The organism is Microbacterium sp. SW12, assembly GCF_055391095.1.
Genome location: NZ_AP024335.1, coordinates 1740317 through 1765962 on the forward strand (window position 1 = coordinate 1740317; position 25646 = coordinate 1765962).

Genomic DNA, 25646 nt, shown 5'->3' on the forward strand with positions numbered 1-25646 from the left:
ACGCACGAAAAACCTTCCTCGGCGCACGGACGTCGACGCACGCCGAAAACTCGACATTTCAGACTAGCGAACATGTCCTGAAAGTCCCCAGGGAGGCGATGCATCACCGACTAGGCCCCGGCTATGCGTATTCTGATCGCCAGGCGGGTCACGCCTGAGAGAACGAGGTCCCGTGAAGCTGCAGAACCCCTTCCGCGTCGCATTCGTCGCGACCCTCGGCGTGGGTCTCGGACTCCTGCTCATCGCGAGCGTGCAGACGTTGTCGACGATCCTGCTTTATGTGGGCACAGCGCTGTTTCTCGCGCTCGGCCTGGAACCGATGGTTTCGTGGCTGATCCGCCGTCGCGTACCGCGGTGGGCGGCGGTACTCGTCACGATCGTCGTCGTGTTGGGCGTCTTCGCCGGCGTCATCCTGATGGTGCTCCCGATCATCGTGGAACAGATCACGCAGTTCGTCGTCGAGGTCACCCGCATTCTGCAGAACCCCTCGTGGCCGGATGAGCTCCAAACGTGGCTCGAGTCGGTGTTCCCCATGCTCAGATGGGATGACATCTTCGCCTACATCCTGCAGTGGCTCCAGGGACTGGACTTCGCGTCGATCGGCGGGTCGATCGGTGGCAACATCCTCGCTATCGGTGCCACCATCGCAAGTGGCCTCTTCGGCGCCTTCATCGTGCTGATCCTGACGATCTACTTCACGGCATCCATCCCCTCGCTCAAGAAGGCCGTGTACCAACTGGTCGCGGCATCCAAGCGTCAGCGGTTCGTCGACCTCGCCGAACAGATCACCAATTCGGTCGGCTATTACGTGATCGGCCAGGTCAGCCTGGGTGTCATCAACGGCATCCTGAGTTGGATTTTCCTCAGCATCATCGATGCGCCGTTCCCCGCGGTCCTCGCGGTGGTGGCGCTACTGTTCTCGCTGATCCCGCTCGTGGGAACGCTCACCGGGTCGACGATTATCGTGCTGACCTGCCTGATCCCGGGTCTCGGCTCGCCGACGATAGCCCTCATCGCGGCGATCTACTACCTCATCTACATGCAGCTCGAGGCGTACGTCATCTCGCCTCGAATCATGAGTCGCGCCGTCGCGATTCCCGGAGCGGTCGTGGTGGTCGCGGCACTCGCGGGAGGATCGCTTCTTGGGCTCCTCGGCGCCCTGATCGCGATCCCGGCGGCGGCGAGCGTCTTGATCATCTACCGGCAGGTCGTGATCCCGCGCCAGAACGAGCGCTGAGCCTCAGGCGGGCTCGCCGAGCTCGCCGTCCCACTCCGTCGGCAACGGCAGGGCGTCCGGGTTGATCGCAGCGACGATCTCGGTCAGCACGGTTCTGGTCTGGTTCTCCCCCACCCACAGGTGGCGTCCGCCCTCAACCGGAATGAGCGTGGCGTGCGGGATCGCCGAGAAACGCTTGGCCGCCTCGTCGGGCCGCAGGAAGTCATCGAACTCGGGGACAAGAACAATGATCGGCCGCGGGTCTTCTGCCCAGCCCGCCAGTTCATCCTCGGTGGTTCGGTGCAGCGGCGGTGACAGCAGCACGATTCCTTCGACGTCGTGGTCGGCGGCGTACTTCAGCGCCAGCTCCGTCCCGAAGGACCAGCCGACGATCCACGGACGCGGCAGTCCCCGTTCGGCGACGAACGACATTGCCGCAGCGACATCCCACCGCTCGGAGTCACCACCGTCGAAAGAGCCGTCGCTGGTCCCCCGCGGCGACGTCGTCCCGCGTGTGTTGAATCGGAGCACGGCAAGATCGGCCAGGGCGGGCAGGCGCGCCGCCGCCTTGCGGAAGATGTGCGAGTCCATGAATCCACCAGCCGTCGGCAGCGGATGCAGCGTGACGAGCGTGGCGTGGGGGGTGCGCTCGGCAGGCACGGCGAGTTCACCGACCAGAGTCAGTCCGTCTTGCGTGTGAAGCTCGATCTCTTGCCGGCGAGCGGGAAGAAGCATCGGTCCGCGAATCTCCATGTCAGCTGATCCTCCAGCAGTGTGAGTGCCAATGTCGGCGAGCCGCGAGATCGGCAGCGTCCCCGAGGACGCCATCTGCGCGCCACGCGACGATGTGGGCGGTGCCCGGCTCGATAGGGCGAACGCATCCGGGGCACGCATACGACTTCGTCGCCTGCGCCGCCGATACCGGCTGAACCGTCCACTCCACGCCGCGGCGTACCTCGGTTCGCTTCCAGCCGGCGATCAGGCGTTCGAGGCCGTCATCGCCGGCAGGCTCGGGTCGACGACGATGGGATCGTGGCATCTTCGACGGTCACCACCAGTGGTTGTTGACCCAGAAGTTGTACGCGCCGGCCCAGCTGCCATAGCGTCCCACGGCATAGCCGTTGGCCCACCGCAGATTGTCGACCGGGTTGTAGCCGCTTCCGGGAACCTTGCTGCACGGCAGAGCCTGAACCAGACCGCAGGCTCCCGACCGCCGGTTCGTCGCGTTGGGATTCCACCCGCTCTCCCGTGAGACGACGTAATCGACGTAGCCCCAGTCGCTCTCGGGAATCCCGGCCGCCGACATCCACTCGGCCGGCGAACCACCGCCCGAGTAGAACAACGGTGCTGCTGCGCCGCCTCCACCACCGCTGGATGCCACGACGGGAGTGGGCTTGGGCTTGGGCTTGACGTACACCTCGTAGCCACCGCGATCTGGATCAAAAGCGACAGGCTCGGCATCCGTGTCTATGACCAGTGACTGCGCGTCGACGATCGAACTCGCGTACAGCGAGACAGGCTCGGGCGTGTCGTCCTCGGCCGTCGCGAAAGCCATTCCGCTCGGGCCGGCGTTAGCCGCAACAAAGCCCAGTGCCGCGAAAGCAGCGAAGACCGCGAGCACGCCGCGGCGCTTCGACCAGTGTCCGACAGGGGCTGCAGCTGCCCGGGGCGGCACGCTGGAACGCCGCGGGGCGAGCTCACTGCTCGCGCGCGCGGTTACGTCGGCGCCACGGCGTTCATCAGTCACAATGACCCGATTCTACCGAGGCGAAGCCACGGGTTCGCCTCGAGCGACGCGCGGGTTCACTCGACAGCGAGCATGATCTCGACGACAGCGTCCAGGACGGCATCAACTTGCACTTCGCGGTAGCCGCCCCGCTGCATGCGGAAGGCGACCCCACGAACCTGCTCGATGGTCGCGCCGCTCCCGGTCTCGAGATACCGAGCGAGCTTGTTCATGACGAAGTCGACCTCGTCGATCCGGTACCCGTATCGGAGAGCTCCGGTCCGCTGGAAGCGACGGCGAGAAGGTCGTTGCAGGCGGTCGAGCACCGTCTGGGCGTCTCGCCGCGTCCGCGCGATCCAGACATCCGTCCCCACCCGGGCGATGGCGGCGTCGCGTTCCCGACGAGCGAAGGCGTCCTCGATACGGGTCAGCGCGGCATCCACGCTCGTGATTTCGTATCCGCGGCGCGCGAGCGGAAAAGCAGCAGCCCGAATCTGACCCGACGTCATCGACGGGTGTCCCGGAGCCTCAAAGGCATCACGCGCGTGCGAGAGGAAGCTGTCGACCGCGGCGCGCTCATAGCCCTTCACTCGGCCACGCGTGACGGGAAACAGCGCACGAGCCGGTTCGGGGACAGCGGGCGCTGCCGATTCCGGAGAAGAAGTCATTGTCATTCGGTTGCCAGCCTCACGCTGCTACGCCACATCATGATGCCACCAACGGCGAGAACAGGTAGTACAGGGCCAGCGCCGCTGTTGCCGACGGGAGGATCGAATCGAGCCGGTCGAGGACTCCCCCGTGTCCGGGCAGCCATGAACTCATGTCTTTGATGCCGAGGTCTCGCTTCACCATCGACTCACCGAGGTCGCCGGTTGTCGCCGTACCGAGGATCACAGCACCCAGAATCGCACCAGCCCACCAGGGAATGCCCAGCATGAAGATACCGAGCAGGGTGCCCGCAGCAACGGCGCCGACGACAGCGCCCGCGAAGCCCTCCCACGTCTTGTTCGGACTGATCCGCGGCGCCATCGGATGCTTCCCGAAGGTGAGTCCGGAAGCGTAGGCGGCGGTGTCAGCGACAACGGCGACCGCGATGAACGCGATGATCCACCACTCACCGGCATCCTGACGCAGCAACACCATCGCCATGCTCGCGAGGAACGGAACGTAGAACACCACGAAAGTCCCGGCGAGTACGTCGCTCGTGACGGCGGAATATCGCCGGCCGTCGGCAGCAGCCATCTGGGTGATCAATCGCCAGACGACGACGAAAGCCAACGCAGCGAACAGCGCCACCCAGTGCAGCCACAGCTCAAGGAACGCCCCCGAGAGAAGCACCACGACTGCAGCAACGATCTGGGGCGCGAGATCGATACGGCGATCCGAGCCCGCCAGCGCACGCGAGAACTCGACAACGCCGAGAACGACGACGCCCAGAGCCAAGAAGATGAAGACCCACTTGATGAAGATCAGCGACAGGAGCGCGACAGCCCCGATACCCACGCCGATGAGGATCGCGAGGATCAGGTCCCTGCCAGTACGCTTCTTGATGCGCTCGTTGGCCTCTTCGAACTCCGCGCGCGCGTGTGCCACATGCTGCTCGAACTCGGTTCGCGCGGTGCGCATCTGCGCCTGGAGGCCGGGGCCGGCCTCCTCCGTAGCTTCCCCGGCGGATTCGCCAGGGACGCGCGCATCGGAACGGTCATCGGTCATGTCGACCGCTACACCTCGAGAAGCTCAGCTTCTTTGCGCTTGAGCGCCTCGTCGATCTGGTCGACGTGGGCGCGCGTGAGCGCATCGAGCTCTTTCTCGGCGCGAGCAAGCTCGTCTTCACCGATGTCGCTCTTGAGGGCGTCGAGGTCATCCTTGGCCTTGCGCCGGATGCCGCGCACGTGCACCTTGGCGTCCTCGGCCTTCGCGCGCACGAGCTTCACGAACTCCTTGCGGCGCTCTTCGGTGAGCTCTGGCATCGTGACACGAACGATCGTGCCGTCGTTGGTCGGGTTGGCACCGAGGTTGGGAGCATCCCGGATGGCCTGCTCGATCGCCTTGAGCGCGGACTTGTCGTAGGGGTTGATAACAAGCGTGCGCGCCTCAGGGTTGTTCAGCGAGGCAAGCTGAGCAAGCGGGGTCGGCGAACCGTAGTAGTCGACCATGATCCGCTGGAACAACTGCGGGTTGGCGCGTCCCGTGCGTACGGTCGCGAAGTCATCCTTCGCGGCCTCCACTGCACGATCCATGCGGGTTCCGGCATCGGTCAAAACATCCGCGATCACGGCGACTCCTTACTGCGTGTGACCTGCATAGTCTAGTCGGCAGGCTTTCAGCCGACCGTGACGACAGTGCCGATGGATTCGCCGAGAAGAGCGCGTGTGACGTTGCCCTCGGGCTCCATACCGAACACGCGCATGTCCATGCCGTTGTCCATGCACAGGCTGAAGGCCGTCGAATCCACGACCTTCAAGCCACGCTGCAACGCGTCGAGATACGTGATCCGGTCGATGCGGGTCGCAGTGGGATCCTTGCGCGGATCGGCAGTGTAAACGCCGTCGACGCCGTTCTTCGCGACGAGAACCTCGCTCGCGCCGATCTCGAGCGCGCGCTGAGCGGCGACGGTATCGGTCGAGAAGTAGGGAAGGCCCGCGCCCGCTCCGAAGATGACGACGCGCCCCTTCTCCATGTGCCGTTCTGCGCGACGGGGGATGTATGGCTCGGCCACCTGGGTCATCGAGATCGCCGACTGGACGCGCGTTGCGGCTCCCGCCTGCTCGAGGAAGTCCTGCAGCGCGAGTGCGTTCATGACGGTGCCGAGCATCCCCATGTAGTCCGCGCGACCTCGGTCCATTCCCCGCTGGCTGAGCTCCGCGCCGCGGAAGAAGTTACCGCCGCCAACGACGACGGCGATCTCTACCTCGTCGACCGCCGCAGCGATCTCGCGTGCCATTTGGCTGACGACATCCGGGTTGACCCCCAGCTGCCCTCCCCCGAACGCTTCCCCCGAAAGCTTGAGCAGGACGCGTCGGCGCCCCGTCGATTCATCCGCCACGTACGTCTCCTCTTGTCGCCTACAACCTACCGAAGCACATCAGAAAGGGCCCGCACTGGATGGTGCGGACCCTTTCGACATGATGCTTACGCGCCGACCTTGAACCGAGCGAAGTCGGTGAGCGTGAGGCCAGCGTCCTTCGCAACCTGGGCGACCGAGAGCTTGTTGTCTCGGGCGTAGTCCTGGTCGAGCAGAGCGACCTGCTTGAAGAAGGCGTTCACGCGGCCCTCGACGATCTTCGGAAGGGCAGCCTCGGGCTTGCCCTCGTTGCGAGAGATCTCGGTGACGATCTCGCGCTCCTTCTCGACGTCGGCCTCGGGGACATCGTCGCGGGACAGGTACGACGGGTTGGCGAAGGAGATGTGCTGCGCCAGCGCGCGAGCGGTCTCGGCGTCATCACCCGTGTAGGCCAACACAACACCCACCTGCGGCGGAAGGTCCTTGTTGGTCTTGTGCAGGTAGATTTCGAACTTCTCGCCCTCGAGCGTGCGCACCTGGCGCAGCTCGACCTTCTCTCCGATGATCGCTGCCTCGTCCGAGATGAGCTGGTCGACAGTTCCCGCGCCCGCGGATGCGGCCAGGGCCTCGTCGACCGAGTTCGCGCCGGCGGCTGCGGCAGCCTCGACGACCTTGTCGGCGAGGGCCACGAAGCGGTCGTTCTTCGCAACGAAGTCGGTCTCGCAGGCAAGCTCGATGAGGGTGACCTTGCCATCCAGTTCGCGGGCGGCGATGAGCCCCTCGCTCGTGGAACGGTCGGCACGCTTCGCGTTACCCTTCGCGCCCTTCAGGCGCAGGATCTCGACGGCCTTCTCGACGTCGCCGTCAGCCTCTTCGAGCGCCTTCTTGGTGTCGACCATTCCCGTGCCCAGCTGCTCGCGCAGCGCCTTGATGTCGGCGATCGTGAAGTTTGCCATGGGTGGCGGCTCCTTGTTCGTGATGAGTTCTCGTGGATGCTCCGGTGGCGCGGTGGCGCCACCGGAGCGATGTCGATCGGCTTACTTGGACTCGGCGACGGCGTCAGCGTCAGTGTCAGCGGCGACGGTTTCCGCGTCACCGGCAACTGCCTCGTGCGCGGCGGCACCGGCAGCGTCAGCCTCGGACTCGGTCGCAATGGTCTCGACCTCCGCGACGTCGGTGACGACGGGTGCGCCCTGCTCGAGAAGCTCGCGCTCCCACTCGGCGAGCGGCTCAGCAGCCTCAGCCTCGGCCTCGCCAGCGGGCTGGTGGCGCTGGATGAGACCGTCAGCGGCGGCATCCGCGATGATGCGGGTGAGCAGGCTCACCGAACGGATCGCGTCGTCGTTACCGGGAATCGGGTACTGGAACTCGTCAGGGTCGGCGTTGGTGTCGAGGATGCCGATAACGGGGATGCCGAGCTTCTTGGCCTCGTCGATTGCGAGGTGCTCGCGCTTGGCGTCGACGACCCAGATTGCCGACGGGGTCTTCTGCAGGTTGCGGATACCGCCGAGCGACTTGTGGAGCTTGTCGAGCTCGCGCTTCTTGATCAGCAGTTCCTTCTTGGTGAAGCCGCTCGCAGCCGGGTCGTCGTAGTTGAGCTCCTCGAGCTCCTTCATGCGCTGAAGTCGCTTGGAGACGGTGACGAAGTTGGTGAGGAGGCCACCGAGCCACCGCTGGTTGACGTAGGGCTGACCCACGCGGGTTGCCTGCTCGGCGATGACTTCCTGAGCCTGCTTCTTGGTGCCGACGAAGAGGATCGAGCCGCCGTGGGCGACGGTCTCCTTGACGAACTCGTAAGCCTTGTCGATGTAGGTCAGCGACTGCTGCAGGTCGATGATGTGGATGCCGCTGCGCTCAGTGAGGATGAAGCGCTTGACTTTCGGGTTCCACCGGCGGGTCTGGTGTCCGAAGTGCACGCCGCTGTCGAGCAGCTGGCGAATCGTAACGACGGCCATGGCCGTACTCCTTTGCTGACGCGAGTCCGCGTCTCTTACGGTTGATCTCGCCGGTCGGCGACCGACGATCCTGGCGCCCGACACGCTTCCGCTGTGCTCTGGTGAGCTCAGACCGATGGAAGTCGTGCCACCTGACTGATAGTCAGGCTGTGGGCACGCGAAGTCACCCCGAGATCGGGATGCCCTCCCAGTGTACCAGCGGTAGCCTGGCCCAGATACGTGAGAGGTCGGAGCGCTGGTTCCTCCCCAGGCCCGACGAACCCGGCGCCTGTCCCCGACGAGGCATCGGCCGCCCCTGGAGTGCTGAGGCGAACCGGATGCTCAATGGCATGTCAACCTTTCGTCATCTGCTGACCGCGGTTCTTGCCCTCACCGCTGCCGCTTCACTGGCAGCATCCGCACCCGCTTCCGCCGCGCCAGGGATCGCAGCGGAAGCAGCCGCGGTACGCTCAGCCGACCCTGCGCTGGTGGCGGATGACTGGGTCTGGCCCGTGTCGGGATTCCGCATCCTCACTGCCTACGTTGCACCGGCGCATCGCTACGGACCGGGTCACCGTGGCATCGACCTTGAGCTTTTCGGCGTGCGAACCATCCGTTCCCCCGCGGCCGGCTTCGTGCAGTTCAGCGGCCGCGTGGTCGATCGGGACCTCATCACGATTGACCACGGCAACGGGCTCGTGACGACACTGGAGCCCGTGACCTCTCCGCTGGTGGCAGGTGACCGCGTCGCGCGAGGCGAAGACGTCGGCATCGTGGGTGACGGCGGCCACACGCCCGCTGGCGGTGTGCACTTCGGCGTGCGATGGCATGGCGAGTACATCAACCCGATGGTGGTGCTGGGCGGCGTGCCCAGGGCAGTTCTGCTTCCCTGCTGCGCATGAGCGCGTGCGACCGGATCAGCCGAACACGTTCCTGCCGCCGTTGTCCTGAATCGTGCCGTACCCGGTCGCGCTGAAGGTGTTGTCGTTGCCGTTGACCGTGACGTCTCCGATGGCACCGTCAGCGTCGATACGCATACGGTCGCCGGCGATCTGCAGGGATCCGATCGCTCCGCTGACGAAGCTGTTGTCGTTACCTTCGATGCGCACATCACCCATGTCGCCGATCGTGACGCTGTTACCACTCCCCTGGAGTAGCACGGTGTCCGCGGACCCGGCGATCTGCGCGATGATCCGGTTGCCAGCAATCGTCACTTCGGCACAGTCTCCCGTGACAGCGAAGCTGACGTCGTTACCGGCGAGGACAGCTTTGCCGTTCACGCAGAGAGCATCCGGAGCCGGAGCTGGATCAACCGTGACTGTGGGCGCCGGCGTTGGGGCGAGCGTCTCCCACGTCGGCGAGGGCACGGGAGTCGCGGGCCCGCGGGTCGGGATCACGGTCGTGCGCGGTCCGGGTACCACGATGCATCCGGCGAGCGCGAGAGTCGTCGCGAGCGCCAGGGCGACACCGAGCGTGCGGCGCGGAGCATGCATGCGATAACCCTACGGCGAAGTGCGGATCGTCGGATACGCGGCGGTTGGTGCTCGTCGCGCCTACGCGCGGGGATGCGCGAGGCGATAGCTCGCGGTCAGTCGCTCGCTCGACACGTGGGTGTAGATCTGCGTGGTTCCGAGACTCGCGTGGCCGAGCATCTCCTGTACCGACCGCAGGTCAGCGCCACCATCGAGCAGATGCGTGGCGCCCGAGTGACGCAGCGCATGCGGGCCGATGTTGCCTCCCGTCACGACCCCGACGCGGCGTGCCACCACGTCATAGACGGTGCGGGAACCGATACGCGCACCGCGAGCTCCGAGAAAGAGCGCTCGACGAGCCGTATCGGATACGACCAGCGCAGGTCTGCCCCGCACGAGGTAGGCATCCAGTGCTCGTGCCGCGGCGCCCCCGTAGGGCACGACCCGCTCCTTGGACCCCTTACCCCACACGCGCGCAGTGTGTCGTCCGCCATCGAGATCGGTGAGATCCAGAGCGCACAGTTCCGACACCCGAAGCGCAGCGCCATAGAGGAGCTCAAGCATGGCGTGATCCCGGAGCTCGATCGGGTCGCCACCCGCGCGTGCCGACTGCCCGAGCTCATCGAGCAACTGCGCCAGGCCCTCGGCAGACGCAACCTTCGGGAGGGTCCGCCCCCGTTTTGGGGCAACAAGCCGCACTGCCGGATCCGTGCCGATGAGGTTCGCGTCCAACGCCCACGCGAAGAAGGTGCGCACCGCGGCTGCGCGCCGCGCGAGAGTGGATCGGGCGTCGCCCCGCTCGCTGGCACGCCACATCCAGTTCCGCAGCATCTCGAGATCAACGTCCTGGATTCGGGAGGGACCCACAGCGTCGGCCAGGTCGGCGAGATCCGACCGGTACGCGCGCACCGTTGCGGGAGACAGCCGGCGAACGTCGGCGACGTAGCGCAAGTACTGCTCGGCCGCCGCGGAGATCTCCATGCACACAGGATGCCTCAGCTGCTCGAACGGGACTGGAGCCCGCTGCGGTGTGGCGCGACCTACCCGCTGTCGCGCGCTCAAGATCGCGAAGCCTCAGCGCCTTTCTGCCCCGAGCATCTCACGCGAGACGCCAGCCTGCCGCGTCGCTTGTGACGGCGCCGTCCAGGTACAGCATCCCGAGATGGGACTGGACGTCGGCGATGCCCAGGCCACTGCGCCGCGCGATCTCCTGAGGCGTCCGCGCGACCCGTGCACTGAGAGCGTCGCGTACACGCGTTGCGTCGGTGGTGCGCGTCGCGGCTTCCTGATCGCCTGGACCGATGAGCTCGCCCCAACCGATCAGCTCCCGTACCTCGCCAGCCGTCGTGACGCAGGTCGCTTCGAGTTCGCGGAGCAACCGGTGACAGCCAGCTGAGGCCGCACTTGTGACGGGCCCAGGCACTGCTCCGATGAGCCGACCCAGGGCGCTCGCGTGATGGGCGGTGTTCAGGGATCCGCTGCGCCACCCGGCTTCGACCACGATTGTCGCGGCTGACAGCGCTGCGATGAGGCGGTTGCGCTGGAGGAACCTTCTCCGAACTAACGCGACTCGAATCGGTGCTGGCCTCTTGTCCAACGAGCCTCGGGAACTACTCGATGCGATATATGCGTGATCGCCACCATTTGCCAGCTTCGCGCGTGGCGCGGTCCATGGGGCTGCCGAGGGGATTGTCGCTGGTCATATAGGTCCAGGTTGCCGAGGGTCTGCGCAGGCCGAGGCCTGCGATTCCTTGACTGAGCTGATCGGGCGTTGCCTTCTGGATGATGTCGGCGGCTCGTTCGTAGGCGGTCGCGAAGAATCCGTGGAACTCGCGGAGTGCGATGCGGTGGAACTCGTCGCGAGGGTTGACGCCTGCGAGGGCTTGGAGGTGGATGCCGTCGCGGATTTCGCTGAGGTGGGCGAGGTGGTCGCACCACTGTTCGTCGAGGCACCAGAGCGTGACTTCGCGGGCCAAGCGAGCGATGACTTCGGATGAGGAGGTTGACTCGAGCTCTGCGAGTTTCGACGGGACGCGGTTGGCAAGCTCGAAGAGGCCGCGGTCGTGATGCATGACTTCGTTGCGGTCTTCCAGGACAGTGGCTCGTTGCCGTGCGATCGCGCGGTTGAAGTCCCAGGTGTCGCGGTGCCGGTCGTGTCGGATGCCTTCCGCGACTCGCTGAGCTTGGTCGACGATGCTTCCGAGTGCGGCCTGATCCAACCGCGGGCCGCGTCTGGTGATCTTCCCGAGATGATGTGCTGGGGCGTTGGCTTGCACGAGTTCGTCGGTGGTGCTCACGAACGTCATGGTGAGGCCGGGGTCGCCCTGTCTGCCGGCGCGGCCGCGTAGCTGCGCGTCGAGGCGTCCCGATGGGTAGCGGCCGACTTGCAGGACGGCCAGGCCGCCGGTCGCGGCCACGCGAGCATGGTCGTGCTCGTCGGTTCCCCCGAGTCGGATGTCGGTGCCGCGCCCGGACATCTGTGTCGAGATTGTGACGGCTCCGAGCTCGCCTGCCCTGGCGATCACGGCGGCTTCGTGGGCATCGTTTCGGGCGTTGAGCACTCGGGATGGGATGCCTGCTTCGGCGAGGGAAGCGGCGAAGCGCTCGGACTCGGCGACGCTCTGCGTGCCGACCAGGATCGGCTGACCGGTGTGGTGACGATCACGGATCTCGGTCACGACGGCGTCCAGACGGGTCTGGTCGTCGAGGAACACTCGTGGCGTGTGATCGACCCGCTGGTTCGGTAGCCGTCGTTCGACCCGCCCGGCGGGAAGCGAGTAGAACTCGATGAGCTCCTCGGCGACGGCGACGACGGTGCCGCTCATGCCGGTCAGCGTCGCGTAGTCGCGCAGCAGGTCCTGGACGGTCAGTGTGTCGAGAATCAGGCCTGGTGAGGAGACTTCGAGTTGCTCCTTCGCCTCGATCGCGGCGTGCAATCCGTCCGGCCAACGTTGCTGATGAGCGACCCTGCCGCGGGCGGTGTTGATCAGCCTGATGGTGTCTTCGACGACGAGGTAGTCGATGTCGCGCTGGATCAGAACGTGCGCGTGCAGGGCGAGGTTCACTCGTGTGAGCGTGGCCGTGTGCTCGGTGTCGAAGAGGTTCACCCCGCCGAGCCGATGCTCCAAGAGGTCCAGTCCGGCGTCGGTGAGCGAGACGGTCGCGTGGTCTCCGTCGACGGCGTAGTGCGTGCCGGCGGCGAGTTCGCGGACGAGGGTATCGGCGGCGGTGAAGTCACTGGGCGTGTCCGTCGAGGACCCGGCGAGCACGAGCGGCGACATCGCTTCGTCGATCATTACGGCGTCGGCTTCGTCGACGATCGCAACGTCCAGGACGGGAAGCACGCGGTCGGCTTCGGTCGTGGCGAACCTGTCGCGGAGGACGTCGTAGCCGACCTCGCTGACGGGAGCATAGACGACATCGTTGCGATATACCTCGCGGCGTGTCGATGAGTCGGTGTGCTGGCCGATCCAGCCGACGCTGACCCCGAGCGCGTCGAACAGGGGACGCATCCAGTCGGCGTCTCGCTCGGCGAGGTAGTCGTTGACTGAGAGCACGTGAACCCTGCGGCCGGCGATCGCGAAACCGACGGCAGCGAGGGCGCCCACCAGGGTCTTTCCCTCGCCGGTATCCATTTCGACGGCATGTCCAGTTAGCAGCGCGCAGCACGCCAGCAGCTGCTCATCGAACGGCGTCTGCGCGAGCGTCCTCTGCGCGGCAGCGCGCAGGATCGCCAAGAGCTCTGGAGACGGCTCAACGCTCGAACCAGGGTCGGCGGCGGCGAAAGAGCTTCGCGCCGCGTCGACCAGCGCATCATCAGCGAGATGGTCGGCCCACTCTTGTCTCTCTCTCGCGCGTGAGACAACGCGACGAAAGCGACGCAGAGACGTGGAGCCCGGCGCTCCGACTGCTCGCGCCAGCCACCGTTTCATGCTTCCCATCCAAACACGCTGCCTGCGACATCATGCTCGAGCCATCAGGTGGTTCGCGAGTCCATCGCTCTTGTTCCGGGCGTCACGGGTTGCTCAGTCGGGTCGACGTCGCTCGAGGGTCAGCCTGACTATGCGGCTCATCTGCGCGAGCTTCTCATCGGCGGCGCGGAGGCTGATTTCGATCCCTTCCAGCTCCCCGCGCCAGCCCATGCGTGTCGCTTCGCCTCGGCGTTCGAGCAGATTCGCGCGGATCGACTCGAGTCGGCGTCGTTGAGCGGGGTCAGGCCGCAGCATCGGGCAGCGGATGCAAGCGTGCTCGTGGATGCAAGGCGTGCCGTAGCCGCGGGAGCATGAGCCGAGCTCGACTTTGCGTTTCGCGAAGTGCTGCTGGAACTCGTCGAGTTCCTCCCCGCTGGGTCGCCGATAGTCCTCGACGGGTCGAAGCGCGCGGCGGCGATCGACGAACTCCCGGAAGTGACGTGCGACGTCCTCGTCGAAGACGGCAGTGTATCCCTGGGTGGTGGTGAGGTTCTGGTGACCCATGACCTTGGCGAGGATATGGACCGGGAGCCCGGTGCGAAGCGCGTCAGTTGCGAAGATCCTCCGGAAATCGTGCGCGGTCAGTCGGGTGCCGTCACTCGCGATCCCGGCGATGTCCTGGGCGTATTGGATGAACGTGTAGATGGTCGCGTAGGCCATCACTCGGTTGGTTCCGCGGCCCGGTAGTTGGAAGAGGAAGGGCAGCTTCTCCGAGAACACCTTGTCCTGGGGATCGTATCGGACCGCGAGGGGCACCTTGTCAGCGTCACCGCGGACTCTATGCCGCACTGAGGCGAGCACATGAGCGAGCTCCGGGGAGACCAGGAGCACCCGTTCGCGGTCTGATTTGGACGGCACGATCTGGAGCAGGAGCACTCGATCGCCATCCCGAGGTTGGAAGGTGAACAGCGCGGTCGTGGTGAGCTCGGTGAGCTCCTCCATGCGGACGCCGGTCTCGTGGAGGATGTGGGTCGTCGCCCATGCCCAGAACGACAAGTGTTCGATGCGTGCCTGCGGGATCTGCTCGCCGGTGTCCTCGTCGCGGATCCAGACCTTGGTCGCAGGGCCGGGCAGCGGCCGCGCGAGACGCGTGTAGCGTGCGCCGCGGAACTCGAACTGCTCGCCCATCGGAGTCTCGAGGGCGATCGCGAGCAATGCCGTTTGTTTCTCTTTGTCGGTGTCGATCGCGTCGAGCAGCTGCGGGACTCGGTCGATGAAGTGCCGGATCCGCTGGTGCATCGCGGCTTGGATGCGCCGCTTGTTCTTCATGTGCCCAGCGGTGTCGTTCTTCGTCAAGAACGAGGGCGCAGCCCATCCCGCCCAGTAGGCGTCCTGCGTTGCCCAGGCGGCGATGTCGTTGTAGAGACCCCGGACCATGAACAGCGTGCGGTGCACGTCGACTCGATCTCGGGCGTTCTCGACCTTCCACCAATGCGCCAGTTCTGGGCTGAGGTGCAGGTTCTCCTGAGCAGGGTTGTGCTCGCGGATCTTGGACCAGAAGTTCTTGAGGAGCTCGTAGGCGAGGTTGCGCAGTGTGGAGTAGTCGACGGTTGCTTCGCGCCCGCGGAGGTATCGCAGGAACATCTCTCGGATAGCGGGTGGCTCCACCTGGTAGAAGTCGACCATGCTTGTGGCGTCGCGGCGTGGTGCTCGGGTCAGCTGCCGGAGGCTCGGTGCATCGGTCGGAGCGATGCCCATCAGCTTGAGCACCTCCCAGGCGTTCGCTGCCTGTGCGCGTCGGTACTTGGTCAGCGAGCGACCCAGCACGACGAGTTCCTCGACGACGATCTCATCAAGGTGCTTTCCGGTAGCAGCTTGGATCGCGAGCAGCCCTCGACGCGGCGCTGGGGTATCGATCAGATGACTGCGCTGCTCGAATCGTTCGAGCGCCTCATCCAGGCCTCGCGTCGACCACGGAAGACCGCTGAGATCGATCCTCGAGTTCAGAGCGAGGAACTCGAGCGAGGGGCGGAACACGTCCGCGCGAAGCAGGATGGTGATCATCCGGCCCGGTCCGCTGCGGCTGTGCGCGACGGACGCAGCGTGCAACCCGGGGAAGGTGTCCGCCCATCCTCCGATCTTGGTCGCGCGCTCAGCGCCGCTCGCCTCCCATCGCTGTTGCCAAGTGCGCCCAGGCTCCTGCAGCAGTCGATCGAGGAAGAGTGCCATCTGCGGGCGGTAGTCGCGGTCGATGTTCTGCGCCAGCCGATTCGGCCCGCCAGCCAGGGCCAGCAGATCTTCTCGCGAGATCGCCGCGTTGGAGGGCTGTCGGAAGATCGGAACCCTCGCCGGCGGCGAGGTCTCCTCGGCGTCAAGTACGTCGTCCAGGTCGACGTCGACCAGGTCCTTCACCATGCGTCGTCTCCGGTTAGCTCGTGTAGATCCGCGGGGTCATACGCCAGCGGCGGTCGCGATGGTGGAGGGCGTGGCTCGTTCCGGCGCTGTAGGTGCTCGATCACGCGTGCGAGCACGTCTGAGTCGTGCTGGCGAAGGTAATGCTGCGTGGTGGAGAGGTGAACGTGACCGAGCACCCGCTGTATGTCGGACAGGCTCAGCGCGGAGTCCTGTGCCATCTGCGCTGCGGCGGTGTGGCGTAGGTCATGGAGCTTGACGTGTTTGCCCAACGCGGACCCTGCCCGTCGCAGGATCGCGCGTGCTGCGTCATAGTTCAGCTGTCGAAGCGGGCGTCTCGTCGTCCACCAAACTGGGTTTCCCGGCGCGAGCAACTCGGGCGGCAGTGACTGCTGATAGAGCGCCAACCACACGAAGGCCTCCGGCGACGCCGGTAGCGCTTGGCGGGCTCTGGTGCCCTTACGCGTGACCGTGATCTGCTGCTGGCCTGGATCGACATCCTCGAACGTCATCGCCAACAGTTCCGATGGGCGCGCTGCGCTGGAGAGATAGAACTCCAAGAGTGCGCGATCACGAGGGTGATCGAGGATCCGGAACAACTCTGCGATGCGCGACTCGGGTAGCGATCGCGGCTGCCCCTGCGGGACGCGCTGCCGAAGGTCAGCGCGCGGGTCCAGTCGGAACGGCGCTTCCGGGCTCCTTGTGCCGTTGCGACGAGACTCTCCGCGTTGCGGCACGGGGTTAGACACGGGACCGCGGCCCTGCCCAAGCTGAAAGCGATAGAACTCGGACACGACGGCGAGATTGTGGTTGATCGTGCGCGGCTTCAACGTTCTCGATGACAACGCGGACGGCTGCTTGCATGCAAGCACGAAGTCACGAACGGTGGTGCGCGTGGCGCGCTCCCACGAAGTCTGCGCGATCTGAAGATGCCGAAACCATCTCAGCAACCCGAACGCGTACGCGCGGCAGCTGGACTCGGCATTGCCGCACGCCCAGAAGTCCAGCAGGAAGTCCTCGACCTCGGCCATCGGTGCACCGTCGACACCGACCGCCCAGAACGGCGGTTCAACGAGCGCTCCCACAGCCAGACCTGACGACACGACGATGAGCCTCGCACGGTGAACGTAGTTACCGCACCGCAAGTCCGGTAAACACACCTCCACTTTGTCGGAGCCGAGCCGGGCGCGACCTCCCCCACGACGGCTCCCGTCGCGGCGATGCGCTCGACGAGGTCGGTGTGAGCCTGCGGATAGGCCCGTTCCAGGCCGCCCGCCATCAGGGCGATTGTGTGACCGCCACCGGCGAGGGTCGCGCGGTGAGCTGCGGCGTCGATACCGAACGCCGCTCCAGAGACGATGGGGATGCCCGAAGCTGCCAGTTCCGCGGCGAACTCTCCCGCCACATGTTCGCCATAGGAGGTGGCGGCACGCGCTCCGACGATAGCCACACCGGTGCATGCCGTCGCAATGGATCGCGGGTCCCCACGGACCCATAACGCGACCGGCGCGTGAACTCCCAGATCATCGACGGCATCCGGCCAGACCTCGTCAGCTGGTGTTATCAATCGCAGCCGGGCGGCACGCGCTGTGCGCAGTACCCCGGACACCGTACCCGGCCGCATCCTCGGTTCCCACCGTTGCATCGCCGCCCGCGCTTCGCCGGGCTCGAGGATGCTGTCGCTGATGTCTCCGCGCCGCACGCGAGCCAGCGCTTCGAATGCCCCGAGCGAACCCGTCAGGATGCCTGCCGCCGCGTCACCCGGCTCGGTGAGGCTGTTCCAGACCACGCGGGCGTATCGATCGAGGATGTCGTCGTCGGAGAGGGGGCCAGCCACGAGGGCACCGAGCTCATCGCGAGCGCGTTGCGGATCGATCATGAGATGGTTCCTCTCTTCAGGAACAGCGCTCGGCCAATGTGGTCGGGTGTCGGCATCCGTTCGCCGTCGAGGTCGGCGAGTGTCCACGCGACCCGAAGAACCCGGTCGTAGCCGCGCAGCGTCAGACTGCCCCGGGCCAGTGCAGCATCGAGAGGAGCGCGAACCCCGGGCGGAAGCGCCCCCGCGCCGGAGCGCAGCCACGTGCCCGGTACGTCGGCATTTCGCCGCCACGGCGTATCCGAGAGGCGGCGCGCGGCCCGGTTGCGGGCGTCGACCACGAGGGCTCGAGCCCGAGTCGAGTCCAGGGCTCCCCGCGCCTCGGGCACACGGCCGACCCGCAGCAGGGTCAACTCGATGTCGACGCGATCAAGAAGCGGGCCAGACAGCCGGTTTTGGTAGCGCCTGATCGCCTGCGACGGGCATTCGCACACGGCATCCCGAAGCCCCCGGTTTCCACACGGGCACGGGTTGGTAGCCAGCACCAGCTGAAAGCGTGCGGGAAAAGACGCCGTGTATCCGGCCCGATGAACGGTGATGCGCCCGGACTCGAGAGGTTGCCGCAGCGCATCGAGCACCGTGGTGGCGAACTCTGCAGCCTCGTCCAGGAACAGCACGCCCTCGCTGGCGCGGACGATCGCGCCCGGGCGCGGAGCCCGGGTGCCGCCGCCGACAAGGGCTGCAGCACTCGCACTGTGGTGCGGCGCTTCGAACGGCGGGATGCGGGAGAGATGAGTGACAACGCTCCCCGAGAGCGAACGGATGGATGCCGCAGAAAGGGCAGCGTCATCATCCAACGGCGGCAAAATCCCGGGGAGCCGTCGGGCGAGCATCGTCTTGCCGGCGCCCGGCGGACCGGTCATCAGCAGATGGTGCCCACCAGCCGCCGCTACAAGGACTGCGGCAACTGCCTCGTCCTGGCCGACGACGTCGGCAAGGTCCAGCGTCTCCTCGGCCGCGTCGCCGTCAGCAGACGCGTCGACGGGATCGGCCGCGGGAAGTCGCGCGTCGATCCCGTGGCGTGACAACACATCGCCGAGACTCGTCGCACCGACAACCGTGATTCCGGGCACAAGCGCTGCCTCGTCTTCACTGGCTCGCGGCACGACAACGGTCTCGAGCCCCGCGCGAGCGGCAGCCATAACCGCGGGAAGGATGCCGGGGACCGGGCGCAATCTGCCGTCGAGGCCGAGTTCGCCGATATGCGCAGTGCGGATCAGCGCGTCTGCCGAAATCGGCAGTTGCGTGGCAAGGGCAGCGACAGCGATCGCGAGATCGAACCCGGAGCCGTGTTTGGGAAGGCTTGCGGGCGAGAGATTGACGGTCAGGCGCCTGCTGGGAAGCGGCACATCGCTGTTGGCGCAGGCGTTGCGTACGCGTTGAGATGACTCTCCCAGCGCCCGGTCGGCAAGTCCGATGATGCGAAAGTCAGGCAGCTGATCGGAAAGGTCGGCCTCGACCTCGACGGCGACCCCCTCGATTCCCACCAGCGAAATCGCCCACGTTCGGGCCAGGCTCACGCGAGGTCTCGCAGGTGCTCGATCCGCAGGGGCGCCGTCGGGTCGCCGGTGATGGCGAGCCCGTCGACGCGCAAGCGACGGCTGCCCGCCGAATCACGGTGGGCGGTGCGCCACTCCCGCGCCAGCTGGTGCAGACGATGGAGCTTTCGGCCATCGATCGCCTCGAACGGATGACCGAAAGCGGCAGAGCGTCGCGTCTTGACTTCGACGATGGCGACAGTGTCGGCGTCGGCAACGACGAGGTCGATCTCACCCGCCCGGCAACGCCAGTTGCGATCGAGGATCTCGAAGCCTCGTGCCCGAAAGTAGGCCTCGGCGGCCTCTTCGCCCGCTCTGCCGAGCTCGTCTTTGCGTGCCATATCTCCAGCGTCGCCGCACACGGATCGGCGAGCGCGAAGGTCGAGGCAAGAAACGAAGAAGCTGGGGAATGAACCCCCTGGGGAGGAAAGACGCTCAGCTGTCGAGCGTGAGCTCGTCGGGCAACTGGAAGTCGCCGCGCTGGAGTTCCTCGACGTTGACGTCCTTGAAGGTGAGCACGCGCACGGACTTCACGAATCGATCCGCGCGGTAAATGTCCCACACCCACACGTCGTTCATCGTGATCTCGAAGTAGAAGTCGTGCTCCGTGTCCCGGCGAACGACATTGACATCGTTGGCGAGGTAGAAGCGTCGCTCCGTCTCGATCACGTACTGGAACTGGTGTACGACGTCCCGGTACTCGCGATACAGCGCCAGTTCCAGTTCGCGGTCGTAGTCCTCGAAGACCTCGTCATCCATGGTGCTTTCATCCTAGTTCCCGGGATGCGGCAAGCGACCACGGCCAGGCTCCTCCTGGGGGCACCTCAGAAGAGCGTCGGAGCTCCAGCGAAGGCCCACGACACCCGATGGTGATCGCTCACCCCGTGCTCGAGGATCGCAGCACGGTGCTCGGGACTCGCGTACCCCTTGTTGCGAACCCACTGGTAGGCGGGCAGGTCGTCGTGGAGACCGACCATGAGGTCGTCTCGGGCGACCTTCGCAATGACGGATGCCGCAGCAGCGCCCGCGCAGTCGCGATCGGCCTTGATCACGGGGCGGACCGTGAGTCGGGGCCCGGCTGCCCGCGAGATGTAGTCGTGGTTCCCGTCGAGGATCACGATCGCGCGCGACAGGTCCACGCCGTGGGCCGTGAGCTCCGCCAGCGCGCGCCTGGCCGCGAGCCCGAGCGCGGGAAGGATGCCGATCTCATCGATCTCGGCGGAGCTCGCCCACCCGACAGCACTGTCGACGACCCAACCAGCGGCGCGTCGAGCCAGCTCCGCACGGCGCGGTTCGGGAATCAGCTTCGAGTCGCGCAACCCCTCGGGAACGCGGCGGCGAGACAGCGCAGCATCTGTCACGGTAGCCCCGACAGCAACCGGCCCTGCAAGAGCGCCGCGACCGACCTCGTCGCACGAGATGACGAGGTCGTACTCGCGCAGCAGCTTCCGCTCCAGGGTGAGGCGCGGGACCGCTCGCGATGCGTTCGTCATCGAGCGTCGGCTCCCTCGCCCGAGGGAACCCCGGCGAAGACCTCACTGTGCGGGTCCAGGAGTCCCCACCGAGCAATCGGCCACGTAATCACGAATGCGCGACCGACGACGTTCTCCATCGGCACGAACCCAGAACCTGGTTGGTCCTGGTTGAATCGAGAATCCTTCGAGTGGTCACGGTTGTCGCCGAGGACCCAGAGGCTCCCGTCGGGAACGACGACATCGAACGGCACAGGATCCGGCGCGCTCTGGCCCGGGTCGAGCTTGACGTATGCCGACTCGTCGATCGGCACGTCGTTGATCGTGATCTGGCCGAGCGCGTTGCAGCACACGACGTGGTCACCGGGGACCCCGATGACTCGCTTGATGAGGTGGTCTTCGGAGTCCGAGACCGAGAGACCGACCAGCGTGAGCAGCCAATCGATGCCCTCGACGAACGGAGACTGTGCCGGGCGCACGCTCGGGGGAAGCCATCCACCCGGGTCCTGGAACACGACGATGTCACCGCGCTGGTACCCGTTCCATCGCGGCGTGAGCTCGTCGACGAGGATGCGGTCGTCGACCTGAAGCGTGTTCTCCATGGAGCTCGACGGGATGTAGAACGAACGGACCAGGAACGTCTTCACCAGAGCCGAAACGACGACGGCGATCAGGATGATGACGAGCACATCGCGCAGGAACACCCAGCCGCCGCGCCGGCCTCCCTCTCGACGCCGCTGCGACCGTGTCACGGGCTCAGCGGGTGCCTCGGCGTCGGAAGTCATGCAGCGATCCAATCCGTCCGCCGTGCTGCGGACGCTCAGATAAGGGTGTCACACGATGGGGCTCCCGGGTGGCGGGCAACACCCAGGGAAGACACGTGTGCCCCGACACCGAGGGGTACCGGGGCACACGTGGAGAGGTGCGGACTCAGTTGTCGCGCTTCTCCTTGATCTTTGCCTTCTTGCCGCGGAGCTCGCGGAGGTAGTAGAGCTTCGCTCGACGCACGTCACCGCGGGTGACGAGCTCGATCTTGTCGATGATCGGGCTGTGCACGGGGAAGGTACGCTCGACGCCCACCTGGAAGCTGATCTTGCGGACGGTGAAGGTCTCGCGCACGCCGTCGCCGGAGCGACCGAGCACGACACCCTGGAAGACCTGGACGCGCGAGCGGCTTCCTTCGACGATGTTCACGTGCACCTTGACGGTGTCGCCGGGGCCGAAAGCGGGGATGTCGCTGCGCAGGGAGGCTGCGTCGACGATATCGAGGGTCTGCATGATCGCTACTCTCTGCGGCCGCCACAGGTCGGTCGCGGGTGGATAGAAAAGGATGAGGCGTGCCGAACCGCGGTCAGGACCGGCGGTGGATTCCCCTGAGGCAGAATCCGTCAAGGCACAAACAGCTATTCTGCCACGACAGCCGCCGCGAACAAAACCGTCAGGAGCCGCGCTGCTGCTCGGTGATGACGATGACCTCGGGGTCCTCGCGGCGCGGCGGAGTCGACGGCGAGGGCGGGATGTATGACACTCCAGACGCGCTACGCAGCGTAGACAGGCCCGGACGTGCTTCGCGCCACAGCTGCCAGAGCATCAGCCAGAAGAGCGAAAGCCCGACGGCGACCGTCAGCAGGAAGGCGGGGAACCACCACGCTGCGACGAAGAAGCCCAGCGCGATGGTGAGGGCGTGCCACACCGTGAATCCTGCGACATCCCACCACGACACCGCTCGCTCAGACCGGGCGGTCGGACGCGCGCGGACCAAGAGCGTGAGCACGAGCTGGCCGATGAGTACCGAGGGAATGGCCATGAGCAAGACCCACAGCAACGCCCACGCGCCGGCGTTGAATGCGATCCAGCCGACGAAGAGCCACAACGGCAGCACGAAGGCGGCGGGGATCATCCAGCCGTAATACGCGCGTCGCAGCCACATGCTTCGATGCTACGCCCGGCTCTGGGCCGCGGCATCCGGGGCGCGCGATGCGAGGCATCCTCACAGCCGATCGATAGTAGATCGGACAGAATGGATCGGTCGAGAGGAAACTGATGATCGAGTTGCGCACCCCTGCCGAGATTGAGGCGATGAAACCGGCGGGTCGCTTCGTCGCCGAAGTGCTCGCGACCCTGCGCGATGAGACCCGCGTCGGCACGAACCTCCTCGACATCGACCGCCGAGCGCACGAAATGATCCGCAAGGCGGGCGCCGAGTCGTGCTACATCGACTACCACCCGTCCTTCGGGGCGAGTCCTTTCGGCAAGGTCATCTGCACGTCGATCAATGACGCCGTGCTCCATGGACTTCCCTTCGACTACGCCATCCGAGACGGTGACCTCGTGACGCTCGATTTCGCCGTATCGGTCGACGGCTGGGTCGCCGACTCGGCGGTGTCTTTCGTGGTGGGCACGCCGCGTGACGAGGACCTCGTCCTCATCGACACGACCGAGCGCGCCTTGGACGCCGCGATCGGTGCGGCTGTCGTCGGGAACCGCATCGGCGACATCTCGGCAGCCATCGCCGCCGTCGCTCACGGCGAGGGCCTTTCGATCAACACGGATTTCGGCGGTCATGGCGTGGGGCGCGAGATGCACGGGGACCCGCACGTCCCCAACGATGGCAAACCACACCGGGGCTACCCCCTGCGCGCCGGACTTGTGCTCGCACTCGAACCCTGGTTCTTGCAGTCGACGGACCAGCTGCGAACGGATGCCGACGGTTGGACGCTACGCAGCGCGGACGGCTCGCGCGGGGCTCACTCCGAGCACACGATCGCGATCACGGAGGATGGCCCCGTCATCCTCACCGACCGGAGCTTCCTCGGCGTCAGCTGAGTAGCGACTGCACTCGCGGTCAAGACCCGTCGGAGGCACCGACGCGGTGCACCCGCACGTTGTTCGTCGACCCCGGCGTCCCCGGGGGCGCCCCTGCGGTCATGATCACGACGTCGCCGGGAACCGCCCGACCGGCCTCGATGAGCACCCGGTCGAGCAGTTCGATGAGCCCGTCGGTCGAGGTGGCCCGCGCGACCAGGAACGGCTCCACGCCCCAGCTGAGCGCCAGACGGGACCGGGTTCCCGGCAGATCGGTGAAAGCGAGGATCGGTACGCGGTGGCGAAGCCGCGCCATACGACGGGCTGAGTCGCCGGACTGACTGAACACGCACACGAATTTCGCGTCGACGAAGTCGGCGATCGTCGCGGCAGCGAGGGTCAGAGCGCCGCCCTGCGTCCGAGGCTTCGTGCCGAGCTGAGGTACGCGCTCGAGCCCGGTCTCCTCGGTTGATCTGACGATCCGCGCCATCGTCTCGACCACTGTGACGGGATGCGCACCGACGCTCGTCTCGCCCGAGAGCATCACAGCGTCAGCACCGTCGAGCACGGCGTTGGCGACATCCGAGGTTTCGGCGCGGGTCGGCACCGGATTCTCGATCATCGATTCGAGCATCTGGGTCGCAACGATCACCGGCTTCGCCCAGCGTCGTGCCAGTTCGATCGCCCGCTTCTGCACGATCGGCACGGTTTCCAGCGGCAACTCCACGCCGAGATCGCCCCGCGCGATCATGACACCGTCGAACGCGTCGATGATCTCCTGCAGGTGCTCGACGGCCTCCGGCTTCTCGATCTTCGCGATGATCGGGATGCGGCGATTCTCCTCGGCCATGATGATCCGGGCCCGCTGCGCGTCCTTGGGCGAACGCACGAACGAGAGCGCGATCATGTCGACACCGAGCGCCAGCGCCCAGCGCAGGTCGGCTTCGTCCTTCGCGCTCAGCGCGGGTGCACTGACTGCCACGGCGGGAAGATTGATTCCCTTGTTGTTCGAGACCGCTCCCCCGACGACGACCTCGGTGCGGACCCGGACGCCGTCGGTATCGAGCACTCGCAGGCGCACCTTGCCGTCGTCGATGAGCAGCGTGTCGCCGGCGACGACATCCGAGGCCAGCTGCGGGAACGTGGTCCCGCAGATCTCGCGCGTCCCCTCGACGTCTTCGGTGGTGATCGTGAAGATGTCGCCTGGCTCGAGGTGGTGCGGGCCGTCTGCGAAGCGTCCGAGCCGGATCTTTGGCCCCTGCAGATCCGCGAGGATGCCGACCGCACGCCCCGTGGCGTCAGCCGCGCGGCGCACGTTGGCGTACGACCGCTCGTGAATGTCCCACTCGCCGTGGCTCATGTTCAGCCGCGCGACATCCATCCCCGCGCGAACGAGAGCCTCGATCTGGTCGTATGAGGATGTTGCTGGTCCCAGGGTGGCGACGATCTTGGCGCGGCGCATGGCAACGGTCCCTTCAGCGGGTGACGGACTCTCAGTCTGTCGCGCAGAACCGGCCGGCGGGTTTCTCGCATGTGACAAGTCGGTGACTCCCCACGCTGGCGGAGGGCCGCCTCAGCGGCGCCCGCTCACTCCGGCAGCAGATCAGGGCGGCGCGTCCGGGTGCGCTCGATCTGTTGTTCTGCGCGCCACTGCGCAATCGCACCGTGATTGCCGCTGAGCAGGATGTCGGGCACGGCGCGATCTCGCCAAACGGCGGGCTTCGTGTACGACGGATACTCCAGGAGCCCATTTTCGTGGGACTCCTCGACGATGCTCGCCGGGTTGCCGACCATCCCAGGAATGAGGCGTCCGACGGCTTCGATCATCGCCATGGCCGCCACTTCGCCCCCGTTGAGAACGTAGTCACCGAGGCTTATGAGGCGAACCGAGCCGCGCGCGGAGGCCTCCTCGAACACGCGCTCGTCGATGCCCTCGTATCGCCCACAGCCGAAGACGAGGTGCTCTTCGAGGGCGAGCTCACGCGCGGTCGACTGGCGGAACAGTTCCCCAGCCGGCGACGGGAACACGATCGTCGGCCGAGGTGACGCATCGACTGGAGCGAGTTCGTCCAGCGCCTCGCCCCAGGGTTCGGGCTTCATGACCATCCCGGCACCGCCCCCGTAGGGCGTGTCATCGACGGTGCGGTGACGGTCGTGCGTCCACTGACGCAGATCGTGAACGCGGACATCGAGGAGGCCACGCTCGCGAGCCTTGCCGATCAGCGAAACCTCGAGGACGTCGAAGAACGCGGGGAAGATCGTGACGACGTCGATCCGCAC

Annotated in this window: 28 protein-coding genes; 3 read left to right on the forward strand and 25 right to left on the reverse strand. The window is 66.1% G+C overall.

Translation table 11 applies throughout. From position 1 onward, the window contains the following. The first annotated feature begins 172 nt into the window (after positions 1–172). Positions 173–1237, forward strand: coding sequence for an AI-2E family transporter (locus tag MICSW_RS08725; RefSeq protein WP_228178170.1), 1065 nt, complete (start codon positions 173–175; stop codon positions 1235–1237). 3 nt (positions 1238–1240) lie between these two features. On the opposite strand, the gene MICSW_RS08730 is transcribed toward MICSW_RS08725, so the two are convergent. The 9 genes from MICSW_RS08730 to rpsB all read right to left on the reverse strand — a co-directional run bounded on the left by MICSW_RS08730 (position 1241) and on the right by rpsB (position 7901). Further along, positions 1241–1969, reverse strand: coding sequence for an alpha/beta hydrolase (locus MICSW_RS08730; RefSeq protein WP_228178169.1), 729 nt, complete (start codon positions 1967–1969; stop codon positions 1241–1243). A gap of 1 nt (position 1970) precedes the next feature. Next, the gene (locus MICSW_RS08735; protein WP_228178168.1) at positions 1971–2255 is read right to left on the reverse strand and encodes a hypothetical protein; all 285 of its coding nucleotides are present in this window, start codon (positions 2253–2255) and stop codon (positions 1971–1973) included. Between the two features lie 9 nt (positions 2256–2264). Next, positions 2265–2963, reverse strand: a complete 699-nt coding sequence (locus MICSW_RS08740; RefSeq protein WP_292726841.1) for an aggregation-promoting factor C-terminal-like domain-containing protein — start codon at positions 2961–2963, stop codon at positions 2265–2267. A gap of 56 nt (positions 2964–3019) precedes the next feature. Beyond that, entirely contained in the window at positions 3020–3610 is a 591-nt protein-coding gene (locus MICSW_RS08745) for a DivIVA domain-containing protein (protein WP_228178166.1), read from the reverse strand. Positions 3611–3647: 37 nt separating this feature from the next. Then, a complete protein-coding gene (locus MICSW_RS08750) occupies positions 3648–4655 on the reverse strand; it encodes a phosphatidate cytidylyltransferase (protein ID WP_292734550.1) in 1008 nt (335 codons plus the stop codon). Positions 4656–4663: 8 nt separating this feature from the next. Further along, positions 4664–5218 (reverse strand): ribosome recycling factor, encoded by a 555-nt coding sequence (frr, locus tag MICSW_RS08755; RefSeq protein WP_292726839.1) that lies wholly within the window; start codon positions 5216–5218, stop codon positions 4664–4666. A 47-nt stretch (positions 5219–5265) separates the two neighbouring features. Next, complete coding sequence (gene pyrH, locus MICSW_RS08760) at positions 5266–5988, reverse strand: UMP kinase (RefSeq protein ID WP_228178163.1); 723 nt, start codon at positions 5986–5988, stop codon at positions 5266–5268. Positions 5989–6074: 86 nt separating this feature from the next. Then, complete coding sequence (tsf, locus tag MICSW_RS08765) at positions 6075–6902, reverse strand: translation elongation factor Ts (protein WP_228178162.1); 828 nt, start codon at positions 6900–6902, stop codon at positions 6075–6077. A gap of 81 nt (positions 6903–6983) precedes the next feature. Next, a complete protein-coding gene (rpsB, locus tag MICSW_RS08770) occupies positions 6984–7901 on the reverse strand; it encodes a 30S ribosomal protein S2 (RefSeq protein WP_228178161.1) in 918 nt (305 codons plus the stop codon). A 329-nt stretch (positions 7902–8230) separates the two neighbouring features. Between rpsB and MICSW_RS08775 the strand changes: the two genes are divergently transcribed. After that, positions 8231–8782 (forward strand): murein hydrolase activator EnvC family protein, encoded by a 552-nt coding sequence (locus tag MICSW_RS08775; RefSeq protein WP_228178160.1) that lies wholly within the window; start codon positions 8231–8233, stop codon positions 8780–8782. Positions 8783–8797: 15 nt separating this feature from the next. Here the strand turns inward: MICSW_RS08775 and MICSW_RS08780 are convergent, their stop codons facing one another. From MICSW_RS08780 to MICSW_RS08845, 14 genes are all read right to left on the reverse strand, one after another. Further along, the gene (locus tag MICSW_RS08780; RefSeq protein ID WP_228178159.1) at positions 8798–9373 is read right to left on the reverse strand and encodes a YdhT family protein; all 576 of its coding nucleotides are present in this window, start codon (positions 9371–9373) and stop codon (positions 8798–8800) included. A 60-nt stretch (positions 9374–9433) separates the two neighbouring features. Next, the gene (locus tag MICSW_RS08785; RefSeq protein ID WP_464495229.1) at positions 9434–10333 is read right to left on the reverse strand and encodes a tyrosine recombinase XerC; all 900 of its coding nucleotides are present in this window, start codon (positions 10331–10333) and stop codon (positions 9434–9436) included. 118 nt (positions 10334–10451) lie between these two features. Then, entirely contained in the window at positions 10452–10949 is a 498-nt protein-coding gene (locus MICSW_RS08790) for a DNA-processing protein DprA (protein WP_464495233.1), read from the reverse strand. A gap of 13 nt (positions 10950–10962) precedes the next feature. Continuing rightward, positions 10963–13293, reverse strand: a complete 2331-nt coding sequence (gene secA2 / locus MICSW_RS08795) for an accessory Sec system translocase SecA2 (RefSeq protein ID WP_464495237.1) — start codon at positions 13291–13293, stop codon at positions 10963–10965. Between the two features lie 84 nt (positions 13294–13377). Beyond that, a complete protein-coding gene (locus MICSW_RS08800; protein ID WP_464495239.1) occupies positions 13378–15678 on the reverse strand; it encodes a tyrosine-type recombinase/integrase in 2301 nt (766 codons plus the stop codon). Then, positions 15672–16706 carry a tyrosine-type recombinase/integrase gene (locus tag MICSW_RS08805; protein WP_219879460.1) on the reverse strand — a complete coding sequence of 345 codons (1035 nt, stop codon included), beginning with the start codon at positions 16704–16706 and terminating at the stop codon, positions 15672–15674. The genes MICSW_RS08800 and MICSW_RS08805 overlap by 7 nt, the downstream gene beginning before the upstream one ends. Next, positions 16619–17554 (reverse strand): DNA-processing protein DprA, encoded by a 936-nt coding sequence (locus MICSW_RS08810; RefSeq protein WP_464495243.1) that lies wholly within the window; start codon positions 17552–17554, stop codon positions 16619–16621. The genes MICSW_RS08805 and MICSW_RS08810 overlap by 88 nt, the downstream gene beginning before the upstream one ends. After that, positions 17551–19071 carry a YifB family Mg chelatase-like AAA ATPase gene (locus MICSW_RS08815; RefSeq protein WP_464495245.1) on the reverse strand — a complete coding sequence of 507 codons (1521 nt, stop codon included), beginning with the start codon at positions 19069–19071 and terminating at the stop codon, positions 17551–17553. The genes MICSW_RS08810 and MICSW_RS08815 overlap by 4 nt, the downstream gene beginning before the upstream one ends. Further along, positions 19068–19430: a YraN family protein gene (locus MICSW_RS08820; protein ID WP_228178155.1), complete on the reverse strand. Its 363-nt coding sequence runs from the start codon at positions 19428–19430 to the stop codon at positions 19068–19070. Before MICSW_RS08820 ends, MICSW_RS08815 begins: the two co-directional genes overlap by 4 nt. A gap of 94 nt (positions 19431–19524) precedes the next feature. Continuing rightward, complete coding sequence (locus MICSW_RS08825) at positions 19525–19848, reverse strand: DUF2469 family protein (RefSeq protein ID WP_195691615.1); 324 nt, start codon at positions 19846–19848, stop codon at positions 19525–19527. Positions 19849–19913: 65 nt separating this feature from the next. Continuing rightward, a complete protein-coding gene (locus MICSW_RS08830) occupies positions 19914–20582 on the reverse strand; it encodes a ribonuclease HII (protein WP_228178154.1) in 669 nt (222 codons plus the stop codon). After that, positions 20579–21346 (reverse strand): signal peptidase I, encoded by a 768-nt coding sequence (lepB, locus tag MICSW_RS08835; RefSeq protein ID WP_228178153.1) that lies wholly within the window; start codon positions 21344–21346, stop codon positions 20579–20581. Before lepB ends, MICSW_RS08830 begins: the two co-directional genes overlap by 4 nt. Before the next feature lie 145 nt (positions 21347–21491). After that, a complete protein-coding gene (gene rplS, locus MICSW_RS08840; RefSeq protein ID WP_228178152.1) occupies positions 21492–21839 on the reverse strand; it encodes a 50S ribosomal protein L19 in 348 nt (115 codons plus the stop codon). A 160-nt stretch (positions 21840–21999) separates the two neighbouring features. Then, positions 22000–22491: an MFS transporter permease gene (locus MICSW_RS08845; protein WP_464495255.1), complete on the reverse strand. Its 492-nt coding sequence runs from the start codon at positions 22489–22491 to the stop codon at positions 22000–22002. A gap of 113 nt (positions 22492–22604) precedes the next feature. Here MICSW_RS08845 and map point away from each other — a divergent pair, with 113 nt between their 5' ends. After that, a complete protein-coding gene (gene map / locus MICSW_RS08850; protein ID WP_228178150.1) occupies positions 22605–23387 on the forward strand; it encodes a type I methionyl aminopeptidase in 783 nt (260 codons plus the stop codon). Between the two features lie 19 nt (positions 23388–23406). Here the strand turns inward: map and pyk are convergent, their stop codons facing one another. Continuing rightward, on the reverse strand, positions 23407–24828 hold the full coding sequence (gene pyk, locus MICSW_RS08855) for a pyruvate kinase (RefSeq protein WP_228178149.1): 1422 nt from the start codon (positions 24826–24828) through the stop codon (positions 23407–23409). Positions 24829–24953: 125 nt separating this feature from the next. Next, the gene (trmD, locus tag MICSW_RS08860; RefSeq protein WP_228178148.1) at positions 24954–25646 is read right to left on the reverse strand and encodes a tRNA (guanosine(37)-N1)-methyltransferase TrmD; all 693 of its coding nucleotides are present in this window, start codon (positions 25644–25646) and stop codon (positions 24954–24956) included.